General features: G+C 68.8%; 2 protein-coding genes. Both read left to right on the top strand.

The features are described from left to right. The coding region (locus ACMV5O_RS21300; RefSeq protein WP_416165312.1) for an ABC transporter ATP-binding protein at positions 1 to 477 on the top strand (477 nt) is incomplete at its 5' end. Positions 478 to 505: 28 nt separating this feature from the next. Beyond that, the coding region (locus tag ACMV5O_RS21295) for a hemerythrin domain-containing protein (protein WP_416165311.1) at positions 506 to 1,097 on the top strand (592 nt) is incomplete at its 3' end.

The raw sequence follows: 1,097 nt of genomic DNA, 5'->3' as shown, positions 1-1,097 counted from the left end.
GGCGAGATGAGCGTCGAGGACAACCTGGTGCTGGGCGCCTTCCAGCGCTATCGCATGGGCAAGCGCGACCATGCGCAGACGCTCGAAGAGGTCTATGCGCTGTTCCCGCGCCTGAAGGAGCGCCGCGACCAGGCCGCGGGCACCATGTCCGGCGGCGAGCGCCAGATGCTGGCGGTGGGCCGCGCGCTGATGGCCAAGCCCAAGCTCCTGATGCTCGACGAACCGAGCCTGGGCCTGGCGCCGCTGATCGTGCGCGAGATCTTTCGCATCATCAGCGAACTCAGACGGCGAGGCGTGTCGATCCTCTTGGTCGAGCAGAACGCGCGCGCCGCGCTGCAGGTGGCCGACTACGCCTACGTGCTCGAGACCGGCCAGATCGCGATGGAAGGCCCGGCGCACACCCTGGCCGACGATCCGCGCGTGATCGAGGCCTACCTCGGCTTTGGCGGCAAGCACCAGGCGATGCTGTCGACCTGAGCCTGACTCAACCGAAAAGGACACCCCCATGGACGCGATGCGCATCCTGATGGACGAACACCAGTCGCTGGCGGCGATCATCCACGCCATCCGCCACATGATCGGCGAGATCGGCGCGGGCCGCCTGCAGCCCGACCACAAGCTGCTCGAGGCGATGGTGCATTACCTGGACGCCTACCCCGAAAAGCGCCACCACCCCAAGGAAGACGCATTCCTCTTCGGCCCGCTGCGGGCGCGCACGCAGGATGCGGATGCCGCGCTCGACAAGCTCGAGGCCGAGCACGCGCAAGCCGACGCGCGCATCGCGGTGCTCGAGGCCGCGGTCAAGGCCTACGCGCAGGACCCCGCCAAGTTCGAGGCCTTCAAGACCGCCTTCAACGACTACGCCGAGTTCTACCGCACCCACATGATGACCGAGGAGCGCGAGGTGCTGCCGCTGATCCGCAAGCACTTCAGCGCCGAGGACTGGGACCGTGCCAACGCCGGCTTCATCGCCGACGACCCGCTCTCGGGCACGCGCGCCACCGCCCGGGCGGGCGAGGAGGACTTCGCGCAGCTCTTCTCGAAGCTGGTGGCCGCCGCGCCGGCGCCGATCGGGCTCGGCGCGGGGCCGTACAAGG

Origin of the sequence: Thauera sp. WH-1, from assembly GCF_047806685.1 — a bacterium.
GTDB lineage: Bacteria > Pseudomonadota > Gammaproteobacteria > Burkholderiales > Rhodocyclaceae > Thauera.
The sequence above is the reverse complement of the archived record's forward strand: the minus strand, read 5'-3'. Positions and strand labels throughout refer to the sequence as shown.